The organism is Alteromonas sp. a30, from assembly GCF_026788005.1.
GTDB lineage: Bacteria > Pseudomonadota > Gammaproteobacteria > Enterobacterales > Alteromonadaceae > Paraneptunicella.
Map to the genome: position 1 here is coordinate 171,746 of NZ_JABEPE010000004.1, position 18,170 is coordinate 189,915.

The window sequence follows — 18,170 nt, forward strand, 5'->3', positions numbered from 1 at the left end:
AATTAGCGGGGAAAGGAATGATAATCATGATTCCCCATTATTTCATATATGAAATCAATACTTTCTTCCGATTCAGGATCATCAAAATTCCTTATTAATCGCACTTCAATACCCATGTAGTGAGCCCATGCTATTGCTTTTTTCATGGCCTTACGATTGTGAACTTTGGCACAAGACTCAATATATTGGTTGACCAAAGAATACTGATTTTCACCAGCACAATATTTAGCATGATTGAATGCCTTCTCATAATGTACATGTGACTCCAAGAAATCCTTTTTGTCGTAATAAAAGTTTGCGTAACACCATTCCGATAACCAGAGCAACGCATTTTTTAAATCTCGACTCTCCAACTCACGCTCATAAGCCTCAATATCAGAAATCGATGGCGGTGATTTTCTTAAATTAAAACCTTCGTGTAGCAATTCGAAAAAATCTTTCTTCTTTCTGTTTGGCTCCTTATCAAAGTCAATAGATTGATAAGACTTGTTGGCTAGCACTTCTTGTGCAGCTAAGGAACCAAGACAAAATATAACAATCCTTTTGACTTCAAAGTCAGAAAGTCCATCAAAAATTTTCTCTTCAATAAGCTCTTGTAATGTCTCAGAACCAACGAGCACTCGGTTACTATAGTCTTCCCAAAAATTATCCACCATGGAGAAATGCAGACTATCAATATCCGCTTGCCGAATCAGATAGTTCTGTGATCTTATAATCTCAATATCTTTTGCCAGTCCTTGATTAATTCGAGATAAACGTGCTGATGCTCCCATAATTTGCTTGATGATTGATTCTAAGTACTCTCTTCCAAAACTTGCTTCTATTCTTTGGAATAAGTAAGTTGCAACACGAGCTATAAATAGCATGAGCTTAAACGACTTTAGTCTTTCACTCCTGAAATTTGCGCTCAATTGCTTGTTGCAAGTTCGTTTAAGAAGTTCGACTGAATAATCAAAGTTGTCATACAGAGCACTAATACTCGGTAGCTGTCCCTTGCTACTCCAATGTTGAGCGTTTTCGAGGTTTCTTATTGCCTGAAGATCTTCATGCTTCTTATCGGGATAATGAAAGTAAGATTGGCTAACGCCTAGTTGACTATAAATTTGCTTCCATGCATTAGCTAATGGCCATAAAATTTTTTGCGAATCAAAAGCAGGCAATATCCATAACTTCACATTAGGGACATCTGACCGTAAATCAGGCAAGTTAAATTTCAGGTAGTTCTTATGAAGTGAAAATACGATCCTGCCAATGAGAAAATGCTCCAAGAAATACTTCATGCTTTCCCTTTTAGAGGTGTAGGTTCCGTCACTGTTCAATACAGACTTATAAACTAAGAGCACTTCATCTACACACGCAATAACGACGTTTCTTACTTTCTCATCAATATTTATTCCTTCCAAAAGTGCTGAAAATTGAATTCCCAATTCTTTGAGCTTCCCTTCTATTTTGGAGGACTCATCGGCAAGGCGTTTGATTTTGGTCTGAATCGATTTCTTCTGAGAGCTACTCAGAAATGCATCTTTGCTACTTTTACTGGCTAATAGGCCGGAAGCATTGAAAATCTCTCTGACTAGTTCGCCAATTGTTGGATATGAGATTTGGTTTTCTTGCATATCAAATTGCAGGGGGCTGTTCACCCCTGCCTCCGTATTATTTATTGTTGTTTTGAGGAACTGCATTTCCTCTACTACCGCCAGATTTTCTTTTATGGTTCTTCGACGGCCAATTACCACCTGGCTCTGGGTGATTCGATACAGGTTTAGTCTTGTTTGCTTTTGCCATTATTATCTCCTTAGGAATTTGAAAAGTGTTTTAGTGCGCGACCTCACTTAAGCACACTCGAAGAAAATATATAGCTAGGCTCAAATAATGTATTCAGGCATTTTGGAAACAGAAAATTAATCGGAGTACTCTATTGCTATGCACCACGAATTTGCAGCTTCAATCCTTAATCTCATCTAACTCTCATCGAAAAAAATAATCATAGAAACTAAAATTACCCATTCACAATTGTTTACTAGGAAAATTTAAGAATGAACTTGAAAAACTTGTTACTTCTAGTGAGTTTGCTCATCTCCAAAATAACCTACGCGAATACTGGAAAAGCAATTATTCCTCATTGGTCTGGAGAGACTTCATCCCAAACGTTTACCAGTGTTTACATATCTAACATTACAGATCATATTATTGATGTAAGCGTGAAGTTTTATGGTGATGACGGTGCAGCATATTCAGCTACTCATTTTGACAATTTCTTAAACCAGAATACTCAGATAGCACCGAAATCAACGGCAAGAGTTATAATGAAACCTGCCAACAGAATAAGCGGTTTCGCAATAATACAGTGGTCCAATATATCTGCTGATGAAGATGTTAATGCACTAATGGCACATGGAATTGTAGTCAGAGCAAATGATGGGACAAAAAGGACAGATATTTCTATTCCTGTTAATAATGGGCTTCCATTCTAAGTGAGATCTTTTAACCTCGGGTTGGCTGTTTTGGGGAATTTAAACAATGCTTACTAAATGCTCAATTACTTCCCAAAACCCTACCCTCACGAGATGCTATTCAGCATCTTGGGGAGATGTTATGCACATTTAGGGATTAATCAGCACAAACCCTTCTTAGATGATTTGTATCAAGACAGGCATGTTATTGCGGTTGCTGATTTGCCTTGCCATATCCAGCGGCTTCATACGAATATTCAAAGCTTCTGGGATGCCACTCCTGAGGAGATCATTAAACAGCATACCCACTTTCCTTTGTATGCTCCTTTTATCGGTTTAGAAAGGCGTACAGTACTTATTAATGCAATGTTAAGTGATTCTGGTGTGGGAATTCACACTCAAACGGGCATGACTGCATCGATTGTGAAGCCTGTGGCTTATTTCCGATATTGCCCATTATGCCTTGCTGAGATGAAACGTGACTTTGGTGAATATTACTGGGACATTCGGCATCAAATTTCTGGTGCCAATGTATGTTCTAAGCACAATGTATTGTTACTCGAATCTAACAAGCACTTTCGACCAAAGTCCCGTCACCTGTATTCCTCATGCCGCATCCAAGAAATCGGCGCAATTGTTAAGAATGACTGCGATAAATCATTAGAGCTAACTAAACGTATACTTACACTGCTTTCAAACCAATCAAGTTATTCACCTACGCTTTGGCAATGGACGCTGTTCTACAAAGAGCTTGCTGCTCATAAGAATATGCAGGTTGGATCAAAAGTGTGTCATGAAGAAATTGCCGTATTCATGGTTCGTTTTTGGGGAAACGAGTATTTATCAAAATTTGGATTGTCCATAAATGCATCTGCCCACTCTTGGTTACGGAATTTATTCAGAAAGCACAAGAAGGCGTTTTCCTACTTGCAACACCTTATGGTCTGGCAGGCCTTCGAACTGGATAGCAATACCAAAAATGTATTCGATAAAATCCAGTCTTATCCAAAAGAAAAACAGGCAAAAGTATTTATTGACCTTGAGACCCCTAAAAAATTGATCTCTCAGAAGCGAAACCAATGGTTGGCACTTATTGGAAGGCATGGTGATGTAGGTGTCAAGGCTATTAGAAGTGCTTATGGTGGAGCTGCTATCTATGCTTGGTTATATCGCCACGACAAAGCTTGGCTTGCTGACATAAATAGACCGTTTCATAAACAAGGTGATTGCACTCACACCGCTGATTGGGCTGCCAGGGACAGAATTTTAGTTAAACAACTGCTCAAAATCGAGCGGTCAAAGCTGCTTGATTATACTTGCCCTTGGCGAAGCAGGAATTGGTATTTAAAACAGCTAGATAACTCATCTTCTGTTGAACATCATTTAAACGAGCTTCCGCTTTGCAAAGCATTTTTTATCAGGTATGTTGAGTCAATTGGTGAATATCAGACCCGACGAATTGCTCATGCAGTAGCTGAAGCATTTAAGGAAAATATTGTTTTAAAACGCTGGGAAATAGAACGCGTTTGCGGTCTGCGTCGAGACAATATGCCTGATATCACCGATTACCTGTTGCGATGGATTGATAGCAAGGAATATGAAGCGAGTTTACTTCAAAAATATCCCTCTAAGATCAAGGCTTTTATACCTCGGTAACTTCTTCGATAGAAACTCCACAGAGAGCTTCTGGCGCTTCCGCGCACACTTTCGGTTAGAAAATGAATCACTTTGGTCAAAAACTTATGATCTTTAGATGGCCTGTATCATGTGTGTAGGCCGAAGATTTATCCTTATATCAAGGAATAAAAAATATTGCCGATAGTGGTTAGCTTAATAATCAATTAAATGGAACCTGCCTTTTATGAAAAAGCTTTTTTTTACACTACTTCTTTTCTCAATTAGCCCTCTGAATTCGCTGGCCCAAACGATCACAGTCGATAATGGGGACTCTAATTTTTCAATTACGGAAGGAACTTGGGTGCCTAGCACCGCTATTAACGGTTTTCTTGGTAGCAACTATGTTCATAATGGTGATAACACATCTTTCAGCCAAGTACAGTGGCAGTTAAATACATCTTCAGGCGACGAATACGAAGTGCTCGCACGCTGGACCTCTCATGGTAATCGAACCTCATCGGCAACTTACGCCATTACCCATGCTAATGGCATATCAACAGTAAACGTTGACCAACGCATTAATGGCGGTGAATTCTTTTCATTGGGGACATTTGTAAATCCAACACTTGTGCAACTTTCCAACGATGGCACTGATGGATTTGTTGTGGCTGACGCAGTTAAAGCAGAAAAAGCCACTCCACAAGGCTCTTTTGATGGAATCTTACATACGGATTTAGGATTTAATCTTCAAATTAATACCACATATAAAGCCGAGTCCAACGGCATCATTACTTATAGAAATGATGGCTCTTGCACAGGTAATATTGACCTTATATTCGTTGGAACCGACGAAGAGCTGACTCAATCTGTTAGCACCAGCAGGGCTGATAATTCATCGGGTATGACATCACCTGTTAAAGAAGGTATGTATTGGAGAATTACGCGTAACAGAACAGGCTCTACTTGTATCGCAAGGATCGGATTTTTCCCGTTTGACTAATTTCAATACCCCATTTGGAATGGGCTCTAAAACCTGTACCATATTATCAGTCACCTATAGAGTGAAGTGTAAAGCCTTACATTCTTCCCAATGTATTTCAAGTTTAGAAGCTTTAATGTGAGCGCATAATCACCTCATTTAGTGAGTTAATTAGATAACATCTTTGTCTCACTATTTGATTCGAACAGAGCGTTTTTTTGAGTCATTCAGCAATTATGTGGATTTGGCAGCAGAAAAACTGACCTCATTTGCAGTGGAACAGTGAAGTTATTGAGCCAAGATTAAGGCAAGTTAGGCTTAATCTTGGGGTCTTGTTGGGACAAGACACTGATCAGTCCCGTGATCAGAAAAAGCAATGTTAAGTACACTTCCAGCGAATATTGTCCACTCCAGCGCTATAGAAGGAGAAAAACTCAGCGCTGCCTCAGTATACGTTCGTCATTATGATAAATAGAGCTTCATCCCACACAATAAAATATCATTTTCTGAAAAATGATATTTTTGATCTTTTTAAACTTATGTACTGAAGGAATATATTTTCATACCAAGTATTAAAGAATAATACCGATAAACATCGTTTCATACTAAATGAACAATAAACAATTTGAGTGTATGTACCTTATCTAAAATAACCCTACTTCATAGGTTGTTAAATATAATTCACTTGAAAAAGGAAAATTCAATATGAAGGTTGAATTTTCTTTTTTAATGAGTTCACTTCACTCATCAATTTTCGATACGATTTTTGTTCCACGGCAAGATTTTGAATGATTTTCAACCAAAAACTAGCATACGCTTGCTCAAGCAGTTCGGGAACATTAGGCATTGAATCAAGACGGTTTTGGGTTTTAAATGCCCGATGAAAGAAGATGATTGTTAGATATACAAGGGTAACGGAGCGAAGAACCCCGTTATTCTCCGACAGCTTGCACTTAATATGCTCAGAGCTAAATCAACAAAAATTACTATGCGCCAAAAGCAAAAACGCGCATAGATGAAGGTTGAATTCTTAAAACAGGTACTGACCGCTGGGATCAGTGATATTGGTAAGAATTTATGTTTCTTGCGGTCTTCGCTGGCAGAAAACCACATAAAACAATCTCCATTATGCTTCTGCCATCGTAATGTTACGCAGGCAATTCACCACAATCTTGTTGTCTTCTTCTATAGCAACATCGTCAAGCGCATCATTTAAGTATTGAGAAAACGATTCACCAACTTTTTCTTGAACATCCCGACCCCGCCCAGTGATAACGGTATAAACGCCACGTTTATCCTTCGGGCAAATGTCCCGAATGGTATATCCCCCTCTTTCTAGCCTTTCAACAAGGCGTGTTACGGAGCTTTGATTAAGCCCAAGATGTTTAGCTAAATCTTGCATCCTTAATTCTGAGTTCTCGGATTCAGAAAGAACCTTCAAAGCCCGATACTCGGTTAAGCCAATAGCATGTTCTCTTTGTAGCTCTTTCGCTATTTGGTTTTCAACACTATCTATAATTATTTTGACTCTTAGCCAAAGCATACTCTGCGGTATCATATTGAATTTCCTAAATAATATGAGAAGCCCATTGCCAGCGACTAATTTTTTGTTGTCCCATTAATTTGTACATGCAAACATATGCACGGAGATAATTATAGCAGTAAGCCCATTATTTTGAACTACTCTTCAATGTAAAATGAATGATTTATCATTAATTTTCCTGCTTATCTCATGCCACACTTCTTGGAATAAAACGCCTTATAAGAGTCAAAACAGCCAGAAAAGCATAAAATTTTTTTGTTTTTCCCGGAAATTTTTAAAAACTTTTTTCTTACGTCCGTATTTCTTCTAATTAAATTTCAACTTTTAAAAAAAATATTTGCTTGTGCAAACACATTGACAAGGTAAGTTTAACTCCCTAATATGCTTGCAAATGCAAATAACTTACCTACTGTGGTTAACACATGAAAGTACGAACACTAATTTCTTCGCTAGTAACAAATTCAGTGCAAAATGAAGCAGATATTGCTGTGGTAACTGATGAGAAAAGCTGGACTTATGGCGAATTTGCATACCTTATTAGCAAATACAAAGTAGAATTGGAAAAGCAGGATTTTGTTAGCCAAATCCCTGTAGCTGTTACGGCAAGAAAAACAGTAGATACATTAGCACTCATGATAGCACTTGGAGATCAAGGTCACACCCCGCTTGTGGTATCACCAGATCTTGGTGCAGCAGTTAAGCCAAAAGTATTTTCTCAAGCTGGGATTTCCATTGAATTGGCCGCCGAGAGTGTATCTGGCAACGCAACAATTTCTGTAACATCCGTCCCATCGGAAGACACTGATGCCGAGCTCAGCCAAATCTCGTTAAAAGATTCACCTTTGATGTTGACCACATCCGGTACAACAGGCTTACCAAAAGTTGTTTGTCTAAGTGAAGCAAGCGTTATTGCCTTTTTTGCATGGGCCAAGTCGTACTTTGATCTTAAACGTTCAAGCCGGGTACTGAGCTATGCCCCCCTTAATTTTGACCTAAGCCTTCTTGATGTTTGGGCAACGCTATCCGTAGGCGGTTCAGTTGTTTTTGTTGAGCCATCTAAAGCAACAAACAGCAACTACCTTGCAACTCTTGTAAAAGAAACCAAGCCAACCGTTATTCAAGGCGTGCCAATGATGTTCACTCTACTGTGTGACGGCAACGAGCGGCTGGGTGATGACAAGCTGGATGTAGAGCATATTTTGGTAACGGGTGATGTGACGCCTAAGCAATTACGTAAGCGCATGGCGGCAATGTACCCTTCTTCAAAATTCCATAACGTTTATGGATGCACAGAAACAAACGATTCATTTATTCATACATCAGTTGCCGAGGACTTTTCTGCTTACGAGCAACTGCCTCTTGGCACATCTATTGAGGGCTCTACATTTCGTGTTGTAGACCAAGACGGTGAGCTTAAAACCCAAGGTGCTGGCGAGCTACACACATCTACGCCGTTTTTAGCACAAGGCTACACCGACAAGCAAAAAACCTTATCAGCATTCTACTGGGATGACGCAGAGAAGCGCCGTTATTACCGAACCGGTGACATGGTTACAGTTGAAAGCGATGGAGCAGTATTACTGCAAGGACGATCTGATCACATTGTCAAAGTACGCGGAGTAAGAACTAACCTTCGCGACATTGAGCATGTACTCGATCAATTCGAACAAATTGAGGAATCTGTTGTGTTTTCGGTCCCTGATGAGGTGGAAGGAGTCATTCTTCACGCCGCCATCAAAACAACCAAGGAAAACAAGCCTAGTGGCTTCTCCTTGCGCGTGCATTGTTCCGAAAACCTGCCTTTAACATCAGTGCCGCAGCGATTCCACTTTTTTGACAATCCATTGCCAAGAACATCGACAGGTAAACCTGATCGCAAGGCAATTCAAAATTCCATCCAATCTCAGGAGGTTTGACATGAATTACATCAACGAAATTAAGGCATACATCTGTGAAGAACTTGCGCCAGACGTTAACCCAGAAGAGTTACCCAATGACTGCAACTTACTTACTACCGGCGTTATTGGCAGCTTAGCGCTTGTCCGTCTTGTGACATGGCTCGAAGAAGAATACGACATCCCAACAGGCGAATTAGAAATTGCGCCTGAAGACTTTAGTACCGTGCTTAACATCGACAATTTTATCAAAACCCATGCTGTAGAGCTGGCCTAAGTCGCGCACATTTTCGAATAGCAAAATCTGAATTTATTATTTTAAGGGAGAAACAATATGTTTACTCGAGATAAGAAAGACGTAGAAGGCGTTAATTGGGGTAATGGTGAGAGTTACCGCATGTTAACGAGAAAAGACGAAATGGGTTTTACCGTATGCCATACCGTTGTTTATGCTGGCACGGAATCCCGTTTGCAATATCGCCGCCACCTAGAAGCATGTTATTGCATCAGTGGTAGCGGTCGCATTATGTCTGCTGACAAAGAACACACTTATGAAGTCTCTCCAGGTGTTATTTATGTTCTTGAACAACACGACCCACACTTCCTTATAGCTGATGAAGGTGAAGATATGCACCTAGTCAGCGTTTTTAATCCGCCTCTAAATGGTGATGAGAAGCACACATTGAGTGAGGACGGCTTCTCTCAATATTAAGGTCGTAAGCGTAACTTTCCCAAAAGGAAATCATTTATGTACCCGGAAGATAAGCAAGTGGCCAAAAAGGCCAAAGCATCTATTGATGCCATATCTGCGTTATTGAAAAAAGCAGACACTGAAGAAGCAGGGTTTCCTTACGACCGTTGGAAGGCGGTAAGTGACTCGGGCATCTTTAAGCGTTTTGTCGATTCTACAGTATCAAAGCGAGAGTCGTTTCTTTCTACTATCAATAGCCTAGAGCGTTTAGGCGAAGTGTGTGAAGACGCTGGTTTATCATTTTCAGTCGCCACGCACCTTGCCAGTACAATTACGGCATTGAGCAAATTCGGTTCAGACGAATTAAAGCAAAGATACATGGAACCGCTCGTTGAAGGGCGCATCATTGGCGCGCACGCAATTAGCGAACCGGGGGCAGGTTCCGATGCATTGAGCATGACCACCACTGCCACGAAAAGTGGTGACGACTATATTCTCAATGGTCACAAAGCCTTTGTGACCAATGGCCCCATCGCAGATGTCATCGTGGTTTATGCGAAAACAAGCGACACCTCTTCTGCGGATTGTGTTTCAGCATTCCTTGTTGATACACACCAAGAAGGCATTGAGCTTGGTCCAACAATGGAAACTGTAGGTTTACATACATCGCCGCTTTGCGAGCTTAAGCTAAACAATTATCGCGTTTCCAAGCGAAATATGGTTGGCCGAGAAGGCGCTGGTTTTTTTGTGCTCTCACATGTTATGCAACGCGAAATCTTGTTTGCGTTCATTATTAGTATTGGCGAGATGCACCGTCGTCTAAAGCGCAGTGTGAACCACTCTATTTCGCGCCAACAGTTCGGCACACCAATTGGTGGCTTCCAATCTGTTTCAAACCGCATCGCGGACATGAAAATCAGCTATGAACTGAGCCGAAACTGGCTATACCACATTGCAGAAAAGATGATTGCCAATAAAGACGTTACCAACGATGTCGCAATTGCAAAAGTGTTTATCAGTGAAAACGCGCTAGAGACTTCAATTAACGCACTGCACATTCACGGCGGCTATGGTTTTGTTGCTAAAAACGGCTTAGGTGAAGAGGTGTGTAACGCACTTGCTGGCCCGATTTACTCTGGCACTAATGACATTCAACGCGGTCGTATTGCTGCAATGTTGGGAGTTTCAGCAAACAGCAAACCTCGCCAACCAAGTCAGTTGTCATCGGCAAATTTAGCGCCCAAGAAAGTGTTCGACTCTGAACATGAAAATGTTAAAGCATTCGTTGATAAGGCACTAGGAAATGAGCAGCTAAGCGAACGAGAAATTGCTGTCAAACTCTACTATGCCGTTCGAGACAAAATCGCCTATGAAGTTTTTGATACTGACATGGGTGAAGTCGGCCTTCGAGCAAGTTCGGTCGTAAAAGCGAAAAAAGGGTTTTGTCTGCATAAAGGCATTTTGTTCGCTGCTGCATGTCAATCGAAGGGCCTTGAAAGTCGGCTTGTTGCGAGTCGTGTAACTAACCACATTTCAACACCTGAACTGCAAGACTTAGTTGGTGGAGAAGTGTTCCTACATTGGTACAACGAAGTCAAAGTCGACGGTAAGTGGCTGAAAGTTGCGCCGGTATTCAACAAGTTACTTTGCAAACTATATGCAATTGAACCGCTTGAATTTGATGGCGTTTCAGATGCCGTTGTTCAGCCGTACAAAGGCGATAGCCAAATGAATTATCTTGGCTCACCGGTTGTATTTGACAACCCATCACCGGAAGAGTTGATAGCGCTGGTTCGTACTCACCATCCGAAAATGGTTACCCCTAGCGGAATGATCCCGAAAATGGTTCCTATTGCGAAAGGTCCTGACGGAAAAGTACCTGCTCCAGCATCTTATTGAGTTAATTAGCTTAGGAAAAGCACTATGAAAAAAACCATTGATATCTACACCGACATTGTGTGCCCGTATTGCCTACTGGCAGAGCATGCAATTCGTGACCTTATCGATGAAGAGGATGTCAGCATTCGCTGGCATCCCTTCGAGCTAAGGCCAGACCCAGTACCAACGTTGCGCGTTGAAGACCCTTACCTCCCAGATATTTGGGATCGTTCGGTATACCCAACCGCAAAACGACTGGGTGTACCCATTACATTGCCAACGATTTCGCCACAGCCAAGAACAGACAAAGCGTTTCAGATCTTCGCGATGGCGGAAGAACAAGGCAAAGGCCACGAGTTCAATATTGCAGCGATGAAAGCATTCTTTCAGCAAAACCAAAACATCGGTGATAACGATGTGCTTGCAGACGTTGCAGAAAGTATTGGTCTCGATAGAGATGAGGTGCTGGCGGCTTTGGAAGACGGTGTTTATCGCGCCACTCACGAAGCGGCCCAGCGCCATGCAGTGGAAGAAGCGCAGATTCGTTCTGTGCCAACCATTATTGTCGGTAATCACAAATTTACCGGCGTGCCAAGACCTGAAGAGTTCAAACAGGCACTTAGGCAACTTTAAATTTAACTTGTTATAAAAATCTAGTGAAAGACTAATAAGGGGAAATGAAATGTTAAGTTGGATCTATCTTGGAATTGCAGTGATTTTTGAGATTACAGTGGCGATCTCCGCAGGCAACGCTCAGGGTTTTACTAAACCGGGCTGGACAGCGGCAACGCTCATTAGTGGTGCTATTGCCACATTCTTTTTAAGCCTTGCTTTACTCGAATTCGATGTTGGCGTTGGCTACTCAATCTGGACATCTACAGCCGGTGTAGGGATTGTTATTTTGGGCGCGATATTCTTCAACGAAAAGCTCAACGGCAAAAAACTATTTGGTATCGCCCTTGTAATTGGTGGTGTTATTGGGCTTCGCATGAGCGGCGCGGCATAAAACAATACTTCAACCTAATTTAACTATCAAAAGGAAAGAACAATGACTTCTCAAAATGAAAGCAATACTCAAGCATGGCTAATGCTCATCCTCGCCGGTGTTTTTGAAATTGGTTACGCGCTGAGCGTAGGTGGCAGCGAAGCCTTTACCGTTTTAAGCTGGACAATTTCAGCCATCATCTTCTTCTTGCTAACGCTCTATTGCTTAAGCGTGAGCCTTAAAACCATTGACGTAGGTATTGGTTATGCCGTGTGGGCTGGTATTGGTGCTATTGGTGCATCTGTATTCGGCGCGTTTGTTTTCGATCAGGTATTAACCATGTCTCAAGCTTTCTGGCTTGCCGTCATTATCGTTGGGGTGATTTGGTTAAAACTCGCCAGCAGCGAAAAGTTTCAAGATGCAGAACTAGCAACTCAATAAACTGACATAGCCTTTGGCGAACTTATGACCTTGTAAGTTCGCCATTGATTATCTCTTAGGAGAAATACGATGTGTAAGAATCACGCTATCCTTGAGCAACGCATGAGCGAAGTCGTTGATTACTCAGTGGAGCATGTGAAAAATGGCGGTATTCCCTTCACGGCCTATGTCATTGATGATGAAGGCAATATTCTTGGTCAAGGCGTTAATAGAGTGATGGAGAATAGCGACCCAACAGCTCATGCGGAAGTCGAGGCTATTCGAGATGCCTGTAAGAATACCCAATCACCACATTTACGCGGCCTAACGCTACTCGCCTCTGGTGAACCTTGCGCCATGTGCTACCTCAATGCCATGTACTCTGGCATTGGCAAAGTTTTATTTGCAGCAGACTCCAATGAAGCTGCCGTGCATGGTTTTGACTACCGCAGAACCTATTCAATGCTGGCTGACTTCCCTTCCCGATGGCCGATGGAAATTGCTAAGCATCAAGTGGAAGGCTCATTAGAACCCTTCAAAATGTTACTAGAAAAGAGGAACCTTGGATGAGTGATCAAACCATTATCCCCGCAGAAGTGAAAAGCCTATTCAAACCTGATGGTTGGAACAGAACTATTCGCATTGGCATTGTTGTTCCTCATGCCGATGTTGGTCCAGAAGTAGAAATTCAAGCCATGGCATCTGACGACATCACGGTTCATGCAAGCCGCATATTCTTTTCAGCAATGCGCGCTGGTGGCGAAATGGATGAAAAGATCCCTCACGCTCCCGTTGAATCCTTTGTTGAAGCACCGTATGTCGATAATGCTGTAGAGTCTTTGTGCTCATCACCTTTAGACGCGATTGGCCTTGCCTTTACTAGCTCGGCATACAAACATGGCCCAGAAGGTGAGCGTGCTTTAATTGAGCGACTAAAAGCCGTTTCTCGAGACATGCCAATTGTGTCGACATGCCTTTCAGCCGAACGAGCATTTACTAAGCTAGAAAGCAAAAAAGTTGCCATGATTAACCCTGCATGGTTCGATGCTGACCTTGTTGCACAAGGCGCGGACTACTTCAGAGAAGCAGGTTTTAACGTTGTTCATCAAAGTTCATGTGGCATTCCTAGTGGTCAAAAGTATGTCACACCAGAAGCCTTGTATTTATGGGTTGAAAAAGCGGTTAGAGAATCTGGCGCTGATACCGTTTTCGTTGGTGGTAACGGGCAACGCTCTGTTGGCGTGATTAACGCCGTGGAGAAAAAGCTAGGCGTTTCCATGGTAACGGGGAACCAGCTTATTTTATGGGATTCACTGCGCTCAATTGGTGCAGATACAGTAATCTCAGGCTACGGGCGTCTTTTTGACTAACACTTAGCCATCCCTCTTTCTTCCTTACGGCGGTTTATTGGTTATTTTAGATAAGCCTCTGACAGAACTGGATAGCCGCCACGCTCTGGAAGGAGCAGCAAAACCACCACTTATGGTGGTTTTGTTGCTTTTACACTCGTCGAATTTAACGCACGACAATGCGTAATTGAAAAGAGGCGGATTAATTCTCACCTATTGAGTAGCCCCCTAAAAGGCGCGAATTTTTGTAATTTCTTCATCGGAAATCCCCAACGATTCAAGGAATTTTTGATGCTCTTCCGGCTCCATTTCTTCAAACTTTTGATGCCACTTAATCATGTCGCTATCGCTAAACCCAGCGGCAATCATAATTTGTACCCAACGTTCTTTATTCACTGTATTGTCCTCTAGCAAGCTTGGTTCTTGAAGCAGCGCAACAATGGCTTTTTGTTGCGACCGCAAGTTCTGGATTTCCCGCTCAAGATCGTTGAAATGATCTTTCAAGATCTCAGCTTGGGAAACACCATTTCGCTCAAGCAAGGTGTGAATGCTTTGCAACGACAATCCATAAGAGCGATACGATAAAATAGCCTGAAGCCTCGCTATTTCCTTCTCGCCATACCAGCGATAACCATTTTCAGAGCGAGTGCTTGGCAAAAGTAATTTCACCTTCTCGTAATACAAAATGGTGGTGCGAGAGACACCTAATCGCTTCGCTAATTGCGTTACTGTTAGCATGGTTTGATTCACTTTTTCACCTCGATTGACCGAAAACCAAGTCTGAACCCTAGACTGATAGACGGGTCAAGCTGAAAATATCCCTTAAAGTAATTGTAAGCATCTTTCTTTGCTAGACACTGAGATAAGAAACCTTCTGATAGCGTAACTCAGGTGACGAGTAGATGGTTGAGTGTACCTACTTAACTGAGACCTGTATCGGTACACTCATTTAACTCTTTTTGAACTGGTTAAAAATTACCTATCGTATATGAGAACTCTAGTCTTAACTTCAGGATGTGACATAAAAGACACTTTGTATTTGTTCGCGCCTATAAATGCGGGGCCATTTACGCCATTGTTACATAAGGAGTGCACATAGTTAAATGCCCATGTCCAATTCCATGGTTTGTATATCTCGTATCTCGTATTTTCATTGACTCCCAAAATAAAAGCATAGTCACCGCCGCCCTCTTGTCGTATCCAACCATAAGTACCTTCTCTATTATTGTTCGATAAATTACCTTCCAGATACATGTGCTCTTCAATAGTACGAACCTGATCATTTGAATCAGTCTCATGTTGAAGCTGTAGCCTGATAGTACAGCCATCAACATCAGCACAGTGCTGTTGAATATCTTTCGTTACACAAGCATAGGTTGACGTATCGTTGTTATAGACATCAAATATTAAAGGAGGAACCTCCCCATTATTGCTTGATGAAATAGAGGCAATTTCTTTATCAACATATTCCTTGTTGGCTACATCTCTGTTCTGACTCGGCAAGGCAACACCTGTTATCCTCTGATTGTTTGCGTTGTTATTACTCTGAAGAATTTCTGCTAAGCTTTGGGTCACTATAACAGTTTCCCCAGGGTCCCCTTTTTCACCTTTTTCTCCGGGAACTCCCGGCATACCTTGTGGTCCTTGTTCGCCATTTTCTCCCGGCACTCCTTGTATACCTCGTTCTCCAGCAATACCTTGGATCCCCCGTTCTCCCTGTTCTCCTTTTTCTCCAGGAATACCTTGAATCCCCCGTTCTCCCTGTTCTCCTTTTTCTCCGGGAATACCTCTAAATTCGCTCCACTGCTGACCATCGCAAATCAATGGGGAGTTCAAATTATCGTCATAGTAAATACTTCCTCGGCTGTTGTCGTTGCAAAAAAACGGCTGGGTTAATTTTGGCGTAAGTAAAATAGCCCCATTAATTGCTACATTACCGCTAAAAGTATTTTCTTCAGAAGAAAGGGGAGGGATAGAGTTAGCATCTAAAGGATCAGAACCCGATTCAATTTCATACAAGTTGCCAAAGCCATCTCCATCTGAATCAAAGTCAGCATCACTTAATTGACCTGAAGGATCCTGACTAAATGCATCGTTTGGGTTAGAATTCAAGAAATCCGCTTCATCTTTATCAACAATCCCATCACCATCTGAATCTAAAAGCACTTCTTGCATAACGACCCGCACCGCATCAGCGATAACAAAACCATTGGCATTTTGATTTGATAGCCGCACCTGTGAAGGACGGTCAAAAACACCAAGCGAAACCCACTCCGCATGGTTTAACTGTTGGTTAACCTGAACTAGATGCGTGCCATCCTTATCGACTATCTCATAGCTAACATTCCTGGCTCTATTAGAATCGGTAGTCCAACGAGCAAATACTTCATATGTTGCGTCATTACCAATATCTAAATTCCATTGCACTTCACTAAAAGACTCTACCGAGCCATCGTGGAGATAATCACTACCAATGTAACCAGCAACCACTGAACTCTCATTCCAGTTACCGGAAAGTACAGAAAAACTTACCGATTCGTTATCAAAAACTAATGTTTCAGCATTTACGGAAAACACCGAACAAAGAAGCAAGCCAGAAAAAACACAGGCCCTTTGAGCAAAAAAAAATTTCATAAAATCTCCAAAATGACTATTCAATAGCTGTGCAGTAGAGACCTCCAAAAACAACATTCATAATTAAAAACCCAACCGCAATATGGTTAGTTTAGACTCCATTTAGAAAAAGTGAGAAAAATATATTAAAAATTAAAGCAACAAGATTGGAGAGAAGCAAAAGGGAAAGGAGGGAAAAGACTAAATACCTGTAAGTCGGGCATACCCCCTCAGCCGCAGGAAAGCGACAACAGAATCTACATGAGAGCTTACATGGAAATATTCACAGCGAGTTTTCGGATAAACCTCTCTGTAGGCGAGCAAAAATCAAACCAAACCTTTTAGCCTAAAACAAAAGACGCAATCCGTTAGTTTGTGCCCACTAACTGCTGCGCTTTTTGTAAATCGAAGACTTGCGAATCCACCTTTAGATACACGGTGTTTTCTTTTTCGTTGATGGAGAAATCGCTAACGCCGGGTAAATCTGAAAAAGCATGTTCAAGATCGGCAGGCGTTTTGTTTTCAGGGTAAGCGAGGGCATAACGCTTTAAATGTTCCATGCCAGTAAAGCCAGCTAATAAGCCTAACCAAAGCAAGCAAATGCCCGCACCGGTGGCAAATACGGCTTCGGCAGAAAAGTATTGTGTTACCACACCAGACACCACGCCACCTAAAAACGCCCCAAAAAATTGAAAGCTCGCATAAATCCCCATGGCTGAGCCTTTTTGCCCAGCGGGTGCAATGCTCGATACCAGCGCAGGAAAGTTCGCTTCTAGATAATTAAAGCCACAGAAGAAGAGCCATACTCCACCCAGTAGCCACATTGCATCGGCGTGTAAACTAAACAAAATGGCGCAAGCGAGTCCCATTAGAATAATACTGGCACGCACTAACGCTCCACCAGCAACGCGCCTCTTTAATCCCATTAACACCACTAACCCCACGATAGAGGCAAGTAAGATTGGCAAATAAAGAGACCAATGTTCGTTCAATTCCCAGCCCTGCGCTTTAAATAACACTGGCACTTGTACGAATATGAGGGTAATGAGCATATGAAGTAACATCACACTCAAATTTAAACGCCAAAGTGATGTATCACTAATCAGTTTTTTGATGTTGTTTAGCACTGGCAAGGTATCGCCTTTAGGCGCCTCGGTTTGGCCTTTTGGCACTCCGAACAACACTAAGGGAATCCCTAATAAAGCTAAAATGGCAGTTAACGAGAAAATGCCTGATAACCCAGAATACCCTGCAATCACAGGGCCTAAAATCATGGCAAGATAGAAGGAAAAGCCAATTGCGATGCCAATAATTGCCATCACTTTCGCTCGTTGATTCTCGCGACTGACATCCCCTGCTAATGCCATCACCGCCCCTGCAATCGCGCCTGCTCCTTGCAAAATTCGACCAATAACAACCAATGTCATGGTTTCTGCTATGGCGGCTACCACACTCCCTAAAGCAAACAGCGCCAACCCCAATACGATAATCGGCTTGCGTCCGATTTTGTCGGACCACATGCCCATTGGAATTTGCATCACAGCTTGAGTTAACCCGTACCCACCAATCGCAAGCCCAACAAGCAAAGGAGAATAATCGGGATATTGGGGAGCAAGAACGGCAATAACAGGCATGATCATGAACAAGCCCAACATTCTCATGAGGTAAATGCTAGCAAGCGATAATGCACTTCGTAATTCAGTTTGGTTCACGAGCGTATCTTTTTATATCTGTTAGTTTGATTAAT

At 42.0% G+C, this 18,170-nt stretch carries 18 protein-coding genes; 13 read left to right on the forward strand and 5 right to left on the reverse strand.

The features are described 5' to 3' along the window. Nucleotides 1-2 precede the first annotated feature (2 nt). Nucleotides 3-1,736, reverse strand: a complete 1,734-nt coding sequence (locus HJG39_RS06035) for a hypothetical protein (RefSeq protein ID WP_268407837.1) — start codon at nt 1,734-1,736, stop codon at nt 3-5. Between the two features lie 300 nt (nt 1,737-2,036). Here HJG39_RS06035 and HJG39_RS06040 point away from each other — a divergent pair, with 300 nt between their 5' ends. The 4 genes from HJG39_RS06040 to HJG39_RS19415 all read left to right on the forward strand — a co-directional run bounded on the left by HJG39_RS06040 (nt 2,037) and on the right by HJG39_RS19415 (nt 5,524). Further along, complete coding sequence (locus HJG39_RS06040; protein WP_268407838.1) at nt 2,037-2,474, forward strand: hypothetical protein; 438 nt, start codon at nt 2,037-2,039, stop codon at nt 2,472-2,474. A 57-nt stretch (nt 2,475-2,531) separates the two neighbouring features. Beyond that, nucleotides 2,532-4,109 (forward strand): TnsD family Tn7-like transposition protein, encoded by a 1,578-nt coding sequence (locus HJG39_RS06045; RefSeq protein ID WP_268407839.1) that lies wholly within the window; start codon nt 2,532-2,534, stop codon nt 4,107-4,109. A gap of 205 nt (nt 4,110-4,314) precedes the next feature. Next, nucleotides 4,315-5,070 carry a golvesin C-terminal-like domain-containing protein gene (locus HJG39_RS06050; protein ID WP_442781006.1) on the forward strand — a complete coding sequence of 252 codons (756 nt, stop codon included), beginning with the start codon at nt 4,315-4,317 and terminating at the stop codon, nt 5,068-5,070. A 355-nt stretch (nt 5,071-5,425) separates the two neighbouring features. After that, entirely contained in the window at nt 5,426-5,524 is a 99-nt protein-coding gene (locus HJG39_RS19415) for a DUF4172 domain-containing protein (protein WP_442781007.1), read from the forward strand. Between the two features lie 651 nt (nt 5,525-6,175). On the opposite strand, the gene HJG39_RS06055 is transcribed toward HJG39_RS19415, so the two are convergent. Continuing rightward, nucleotides 6,176-6,607, reverse strand: a complete 432-nt coding sequence (locus tag HJG39_RS06055) for a MarR family winged helix-turn-helix transcriptional regulator (RefSeq protein ID WP_268407842.1) — start codon at nt 6,605-6,607, stop codon at nt 6,176-6,178. A gap of 407 nt (nt 6,608-7,014) precedes the next feature. Here HJG39_RS06055 and HJG39_RS06060 point away from each other — a divergent pair, with 407 nt between their 5' ends. The 9 genes from HJG39_RS06060 (at nt 7,015) to HJG39_RS06100 (ending at nt 13,831) form a co-directional block, all read left to right on the forward strand. Further along, nucleotides 7,015-8,508 (forward strand): AMP-binding protein, encoded by a 1,494-nt coding sequence (locus tag HJG39_RS06060; protein WP_268407844.1) that lies wholly within the window; start codon nt 7,015-7,017, stop codon nt 8,506-8,508. 1 nt (nt 8,509) lies between these two features. Next, on the forward strand, nt 8,510-8,764 hold the full coding sequence (locus HJG39_RS06065) for an acyl carrier protein (protein ID WP_268407845.1): 255 nt from the start codon (nt 8,510-8,512) through the stop codon (nt 8,762-8,764). 57 nt (nt 8,765-8,821) lie between these two features. Further along, nucleotides 8,822-9,199 carry an ectoine synthase gene (locus HJG39_RS06070; RefSeq protein WP_268407846.1) on the forward strand — a complete coding sequence of 126 codons (378 nt, stop codon included), beginning with the start codon at nt 8,822-8,824 and terminating at the stop codon, nt 9,197-9,199. A gap of 36 nt (nt 9,200-9,235) precedes the next feature. Next, nucleotides 9,236-11,077, forward strand: a complete 1,842-nt coding sequence (locus HJG39_RS06075) for an acyl-CoA dehydrogenase family protein (RefSeq protein ID WP_268407848.1) — start codon at nt 9,236-9,238, stop codon at nt 11,075-11,077. Between the two features lie 24 nt (nt 11,078-11,101). Further along, complete coding sequence (locus HJG39_RS06080) at nt 11,102-11,689, forward strand: DsbA family oxidoreductase (RefSeq protein ID WP_268407849.1); 588 nt, start codon at nt 11,102-11,104, stop codon at nt 11,687-11,689. Between the two features lie 49 nt (nt 11,690-11,738). Continuing rightward, the gene (locus HJG39_RS06085; protein WP_268407850.1) at nt 11,739-12,062 is read left to right on the forward strand and encodes a DMT family transporter; all 324 of its coding nucleotides are present in this window, start codon (nt 11,739-11,741) and stop codon (nt 12,060-12,062) included. A 42-nt stretch (nt 12,063-12,104) separates the two neighbouring features. Beyond that, nucleotides 12,105-12,482, forward strand: coding sequence for a DMT family transporter (locus HJG39_RS06090; RefSeq protein WP_268407852.1), 378 nt, complete (start codon nt 12,105-12,107; stop codon nt 12,480-12,482). A gap of 69 nt (nt 12,483-12,551) precedes the next feature. Further along, nucleotides 12,552-13,031: a nucleoside deaminase gene (locus HJG39_RS06095; protein WP_268407853.1), complete on the forward strand. Its 480-nt coding sequence runs from the start codon at nt 12,552-12,554 to the stop codon at nt 13,029-13,031. Next, nucleotides 13,028-13,831, forward strand: a complete 804-nt coding sequence (locus tag HJG39_RS06100) for a maleate cis-trans isomerase family protein (protein WP_268407854.1) — start codon at nt 13,028-13,030, stop codon at nt 13,829-13,831. Before HJG39_RS06095 ends, HJG39_RS06100 begins: the two co-directional genes overlap by 4 nt. Before the next feature lie 207 nt (nt 13,832-14,038). Here the strand turns inward: HJG39_RS06100 and HJG39_RS06105 are convergent, their stop codons facing one another. From HJG39_RS06105 to HJG39_RS06115, 3 genes are all read right to left on the reverse strand, one after another. Next, nucleotides 14,039-14,560 carry a MerR family transcriptional regulator gene (locus HJG39_RS06105; RefSeq protein ID WP_268407856.1) on the reverse strand — a complete coding sequence of 174 codons (522 nt, stop codon included), beginning with the start codon at nt 14,558-14,560 and terminating at the stop codon, nt 14,039-14,041. Between the two features lie 225 nt (nt 14,561-14,785). Further along, on the reverse strand, nt 14,786-16,444 hold the full coding sequence (locus HJG39_RS06110; RefSeq protein ID WP_268407858.1) for a golvesin C-terminal-like domain-containing protein: 1,659 nt from the start codon (nt 16,442-16,444) through the stop codon (nt 14,786-14,788). Nucleotides 16,445-16,791: 347 nt separating this feature from the next. Beyond that, the gene (locus HJG39_RS06115) at nt 16,792-18,135 is read right to left on the reverse strand and encodes an MFS transporter (protein WP_268407860.1); all 1,344 of its coding nucleotides are present in this window, start codon (nt 18,133-18,135) and stop codon (nt 16,792-16,794) included. Between the last annotated feature and the right edge of the window lie 35 nt (nt 18,136-18,170).

Coding starts and splice junctions, on each gene's coding strand:
- HJG39_RS06040 (WP_268407838.1), top strand. CDS start 2,037: ATGAACTTGAAAAACTTGTTACTTCTAGTGAGTTTGCTCATCTCCAAA.
- HJG39_RS06045 (WP_268407839.1), top strand. CDS start 2,532: ATGCTCAATTACTTCCCAAAACCCTACCCTCACGAGATGCTATTCAGC.
- HJG39_RS06050 (WP_442781006.1), top strand. CDS start 4,315: ATGAAAAAGCTTTTTTTTACACTACTTCTTTTCTCAATTAGCCCTCTG.
- HJG39_RS19415 (WP_442781007.1), top strand. CDS start 5,426: ATGTTAAGTACACTTCCAGCGAATATTGTCCACTCCAGCGCTATAGAA.
- HJG39_RS06055 (WP_268407842.1), bottom strand. CDS start 6,607: ATGATACCGCAGAGTATGCTTTGGCTAAGAGTCAAAATAATTATAGAT.
- HJG39_RS06060 (WP_268407844.1), top strand. CDS start 7,015: ATGAAAGTACGAACACTAATTTCTTCGCTAGTAACAAATTCAGTGCAA.
- HJG39_RS06065 (WP_268407845.1), top strand. CDS start 8,510: ATGAATTACATCAACGAAATTAAGGCATACATCTGTGAAGAACTTGCG.
- HJG39_RS06070 (WP_268407846.1), top strand. CDS start 8,822: ATGTTTACTCGAGATAAGAAAGACGTAGAAGGCGTTAATTGGGGTAAT.
- HJG39_RS06075 (WP_268407848.1), top strand. CDS start 9,236: ATGTACCCGGAAGATAAGCAAGTGGCCAAAAAGGCCAAAGCATCTATT.
- HJG39_RS06080 (WP_268407849.1), top strand. CDS start 11,102: ATGAAAAAAACCATTGATATCTACACCGACATTGTGTGCCCGTATTGC.
- HJG39_RS06085 (WP_268407850.1), top strand. CDS start 11,739: ATGTTAAGTTGGATCTATCTTGGAATTGCAGTGATTTTTGAGATTACA.
- HJG39_RS06090 (WP_268407852.1), top strand. CDS start 12,105: ATGACTTCTCAAAATGAAAGCAATACTCAAGCATGGCTAATGCTCATC.
- HJG39_RS06095 (WP_268407853.1), top strand. CDS start 12,552: ATGTGTAAGAATCACGCTATCCTTGAGCAACGCATGAGCGAAGTCGTT.
- HJG39_RS06100 (WP_268407854.1), top strand. CDS start 13,028: ATGAGTGATCAAACCATTATCCCCGCAGAAGTGAAAAGCCTATTCAAA.
- HJG39_RS06110 (WP_268407858.1), bottom strand. CDS start 16,444: ATGAAATTTTTTTTTGCTCAAAGGGCCTGTGTTTTTTCTGGCTTGCTT.